General features: G+C 48.8%; 2 tRNA genes and 2 rRNA genes. All 4 read right to left on the bottom strand.

From position 1 onward, the window contains the following. Positions 1-102 precede the first annotated feature (102 nt). A 23S ribosomal RNA gene (locus AWW72_RS09205) occupies positions 103-2,995 on the bottom strand. Positions 2,996-3,382: 387 nt separating this feature from the next. Beyond that, positions 3,383-3,458, bottom strand: a tRNA-Ala gene (locus AWW72_RS09210). Between the two features lie 54 nt (positions 3,459-3,512). Beyond that, positions 3,513-3,589: transfer RNA gene (locus AWW72_RS09215), tRNA-Ile, on the bottom strand. Between the two features lie 59 nt (positions 3,590-3,648). Then, a 16S ribosomal RNA gene (locus tag AWW72_RS09220) occupies positions 3,649-5,185 on the bottom strand. Together the 16S and 23S rRNA genes with 2 tRNA genes alongside form the textbook arrangement of a ribosomal RNA operon. Positions 5,186-5,352 lie beyond the last annotated feature (167 nt).

Below are 5,352 nucleotides of genomic sequence, written 5' to 3' on the forward strand. Positions count from 1 at the left end.
ATTAACGGATTAGTTAATTGAGTCGGTATTGTAACTAGTTTCTACACTAAATCAAGTTATGTATTGAATTTATCTTGAATACAACAACTGTTTGGGTGTTGTATAGTCAAGCCTCACGAGCAATTAGTATTGGTCAGCTTCACACGTCACCGTGCTTCCACACCCAACCTATCAACGTCCTAGTCTCGAACGGCTCTTTAGAGGAATAAATTCCTAGGGAAATCTTATCTTGAGGTAGGCTTCCCGCTTAGATGCTTTCAGCGGTTATCCCTTCCGAACATAGCTACCCGGCGATGCGACTGGCGTCACAACCGGTACACCAGAGGTTCGTCCACTCTGGTCCTCTCGTACTAGGAGCAGATCCTCTCAAATTTCCAGCGCCCACGGTAGATAGGGACCGAACTGTCTCACGACGTTCTAAACCCAGCTCGCGTACCTCTTTAAATGGCGAACAGCCATACCCTTGGGACCTGCTTCAGCCCCAGGATGAGATGAGCCGACATCGAGGTGCCAAACACCGCCGTCGATATGAACTCTTGGGCGGTATCAGCCTGTTATCCCCAGAGTACCTTTTATCCGTTGAGCGATGGCCCTTCCATACAGAACCACCGGATCACTAAGACCTACTTTCGTACCTGCTCGACTTGTGGGTCTCGCAGTTAAGCGCGCTTTTGCCTTTATACTCTACGCGTGATTTCCGACCACGCTGAGCGCACCTTCGTACTCCTCCGTTACTCTTTAGGAGGAGACCGCCCCAGTCAAACTACCCACCAGACATGGTCCTCGTCCCGGATTACGGGACAGAGTTAGAACCTCAACATTACCAGGGTGGTATTTCAAGGACGGCTCCATACGAACTAGCGTTCGTACTTCAAAGCCTCCCACCTATCCTACACAAGTAAGGTCAAAGTTCAATGTCAAGCTGCAGTAAAGGTTCACGGGGTCTTTCCGTCTAGCCGCGGGTACACTGCATCTTCACAGCGATTTCGATTTCACTGAGCCTCTGCTGGAGACAGCGCCGCCATCATTATGCCATTCGTGCAGGTCGGAACTTACCCGACAAGGAATTTCGCTACCTTAGGACCGTTATAGTTACGGCCGCCGTTTACTGGGGCTTCGATCAAGAGCTTCGCTTACGCTAACCCCATCAATTAACCTTCCAGCACCGGGCAGGCATCACACCCTATACGTCCACTTTCGTGTTTGCAGAGTGCTATGTTTTTAATAAACAGTTGCAGCGGCCTGGTTTCTGTGGCTGCCAATAGCTCAGGGAGCAAGTCCCATCACCGTCAGCAGCGTACCTTCTCCCGAAGTTACGGTACCATTTTGCCTAGTTCCTTCAGCAGAGTTCTCTCAAGCGCTTTGGTCTACTCGACCTGACCACCTGTGTCGGTTTCGGGTACGATTCCTGTGTAACTGAAGCTTAGAGACTTTTCCTGGAAGCATGGTATCAGCCACTTCACTGTACAAGTACAGCTTGCTATCAACTCTCAGCATAGAGCACCCCGGATTTGCCTAAGATGCATGCCTACAGCCTTCCACCTGGACAACCAACGCCAGGCTGACTTAACCTTCTCCGTCCTCTCATCGCATTACACAGAAGTATTGGAATATTAACCAATTTCCCATCGACTACGCCTCTCGGCCTCGCCTTAGGGGTCGACTCACCCAGCCCCGATTAACGTTGGACTGGAACCCTTGGTCTTTCAGCGAACGGGTTTTTCACCCGTTTTGTCGTTACTCACGTCAGCATTCGCACTTCTGATACCTCCAGCATACTTCTCAATACACCTTCATCGGCTTACAGAACGCTCCCCTACCACGTATACTAAAGTATACATCCGCAGCTTCGGCACATAGTTTTAGCCCCGTTACATCTTCCGCGCAGGCCGACTCGACTAGTGAGCTATTACGCTTTCTTTAAAGGGTGGCTGCTTCTAAGCCAACCTCCTAGCTGTCTATGCCTTCCCACATCGTTTCCCACTTAACTATGATTTTGGGGCCTTAGCTGGCGGTCTGGATTGTTTTCCTCTTGACTACGGACGTTAGCACCCGCAGTCTGTCTCCCGGATAGTACTCATTGGTATTCGGAGTTTGCATCGGTTTGGTAAGTCGGGATGACCCCCTAGCCGAAACAGTGCTCTACCCCCAATGGTATTCGTCCGAGGCGCTACCTAAATAGCTTTCGGGGAGAACCAGCTATCACCAGGCTTGATTAGCCTTTCACCCCTATCCACAAGTCATCCCCTGGCTTTTCAACGACAGTGGGTTCGGTCCTCCAGTTAGTGTTACCCAACCTTCAACCTGCTCATGGATAGATCGCCTGGTTTCGGGTCTATACCCAGCAACTAAACGCCCTATTAAGACTCGATTTCTCTACGGCTCCCCTATGCGGTTAACCTTGCTACTGAATATAAGTCGCTGACCCATTATACAAAAGGTACGCAGTCACACCACGAAGGTGCTCCCACTGCTTGTATGCATGCGGTTTCAGGATCTATTTCACTCCCCTCACAGGGGTTCTTTTCGCCTTTCCCTCACGGTACTGGTTCACTATCGGTCAGTCAGGAGTATTTAGCCTTGGAGGATGGTCCCCCCATATTCAGACAAGGTTTCACGTGCCTCGCCCTACTCGTCATCATTATGTGTGCCCTTTCGTGTACGGGAATATCACCCTCTACGTTCGCACTTCCCAGAGCGTTCCACTAGAACACACATAACTTAATGGGCTGATCCCCGTTCGCTCGCCGCTACTAAGGGAATCTCAATTGATTTCTTTTCCTAAGGGTACTGAGATGTTTCACTTCCCCTCGTTCGCCTCAATAACCTATGTATTCAGTTATTGATACCCGCCTTATAGCGGGTGGGTTCCCCCATTCAGAAATCTCCGGATCAAAGGATATTTGCCGCCTCCCCGGAGCTTTTCGCAGGCTATCACGTCTTTCATCGCCTCTGACTGCCAAGGCATCCACCACATGCACTTAATTACTTGACTATACAACCCCAAACAGTCGTTAACACATACAAGTGAGTGTTAGCGTTGCAAACTTAATTGCTACTATTCGTTGTCTGTGAACTTAATCACCATACAGCTTCAATCTAAATTCATATACCAAAACGCTTGATTCAGTGTTTTTGCTAGTTCTCAGATTAATTCTTCATCTAACTGAAATACTTGCGTATTACTGTCAGTGTTAAATTAATCGAGTTTGAACAATTTATTTCAGACTCAATTCTACTAATCTGTTAATGATTAACTACCACCTCGTCGGTGAGCAGTAAACTGTGATAAATCACAGAGATTAATAAACCAGTCAATTCAGACCGTATTCACTAAACTCTATAATCTATTTAGCTCAGAATTAAATATTAATTTAATTCATGGTGGAGACTAGGAGAGTCGAACTCCTGACCTCCTGCGTGCAAAGCAGGCGCTCTACCAACTAAGCTAAGTCCCCAGCTTACAATCATAATGAACGATATATCTTAATCTCAGCTTCAGCTATCAGATTTGGTGGGTCTGACAAGACTTGAACTTGTGACCCCACGCTTATCAAGCGTGTGCTCTAACCAACTGAGCTACAGACCCTCAGATACATCTTCGAAGAACAACTTGTTGTGGATTCTTACCGGTCACCAATCTTTCGTTAAGGAGGTGATCCAGCCGCAGGTTCCCCTACGGCTACCTTGTTACGACTTCACCCCAGTCATCGGCCACACCGTGGTAACCGCCCTCTTTGCAGTTAGGCTAGCTACTTCTGGTGCAACAAACTCCCATGGTGTGACGGGCGGTGTGTACAAGGCCCGGGAACGTATTCACCGCGGCATTCTGATCCGCGATTACTAGCGATTCCGACTTCATGGAGTCGAGTTGCAGACTCCAATCCGGACTACGATCGGCTTTTTGAGATTAGCATCCTATCGCTAGGTAGCAACCCTTTGTACCGACCATTGTAGCACGTGTGTAGCCCTGGCCGTAAGGGCCATGATGACTTGACGTCGTCCCCGCCTTCCTCCAGTTTGTCACTGGCAGTATCCTTAAAGTTCCCATCCGAAATGCTGGCAAGTAAGGAAAAGGGTTGCGCTCGTTGCGGGACTTAACCCAACATCTCACGACACGAGCTGACGACAGCCATGCAGCACCTGTATCTAGATTCCCGAAGGCACCAATCCATCTCTGGAAAGTTTCTAGTATGTCAAGGCCAGGTAAGGTTCTTCGCGTTGCATCGAATTAAACCACATGCTCCACCGCTTGTGCGGGCCCCCGTCAATTCATTTGAGTTTTAGTCTTGCGACCGTACTCCCCAGGCGGTCTACTTATCGCGTTAGCTGCGCCACTAAAGCCTCAAAGGCCCCAACGGCTAGTAGACATCGTTTACGGCATGGACTACCAGGGTATCTAATCCTGTTTGCTCCCCATGCTTTCGTACCTCAGCGTCAGTATTAGGCCAGATGGCTGCCTTCGCCATCGGTATTCCTCCAGATCTCTACGCATTTCACCGCTACACCTGGAATTCTACCATCCTCTCCCATACTCTAGCTTCCCAGTATCGAATGCAATTCCCAAGTTAAGCTCGGGGATTTCACATCCGACTTAAAAAGCCGCCTACGCACGCTTTACGCCCAGTAAATCCGATTAACGCTCGCACCCTCTGTATTACCGCGGCTGCTGGCACAGAGTTAGCCGGTGCTTATTCTGCGAGTAACGTCCACTATCCTAGAGTATTAATCTAAGTAGCCTCCTCCTCGCTTAAAGTGCTTTACAACCATAAGGCCTTCTTCACACACGCGGCATGGCTGGATCAGGCTTCCGCCCATTGTCCAATATTCCCCACTGCTGCCTCCCGTAGGAGTCTGGGCCGTGTCTCAGTCCCAGTGTGGCGGATCATCCTCTCAGACCCGCTACAGATCGTCGCCTTGGTAGGCCTTTACCCCACCAACTAGCTAATCCGACTTAGGCTCATCATTTAGCGCAAGGTCCGAAGATCCCCTGCTTTCTCCCGTAGGACGTATGCGGTATTAGCATTCCTTTCGGAATGTTGTCCCCCACTAAATGGCAGATTCCTAAGCATTACTCACCCGTCCGCCGCTAGGTTAGGTAGCAAGCTACCCTTCCCCGCTCGACTTGCATGTGTTAAGCCTGCCGCCAGCGTTCAATCTGAGCCATGATCAAACTCTTCAGTTTAAAATCATTAGTAGCTTATGGCTACAAATCTTGGCTCATCAATTTTCTGACTAAAAATTCGCTCAAATAAACTTCGAGAAATTTTTACCATTCAATCAATGAAATATTTTCGATTGATCAACCAGTAAAAATCCACACAAGTTGTTCTTCTATTCTCTTAATGATCT

The sequence above is a fragment of the Acinetobacter sp. NRRL B-65365 genome, assembly GCF_001605865.1.
Taxonomy (GTDB): Bacteria; Pseudomonadota; Gammaproteobacteria; order Pseudomonadales; family Moraxellaceae; genus Acinetobacter; species Acinetobacter vivianii.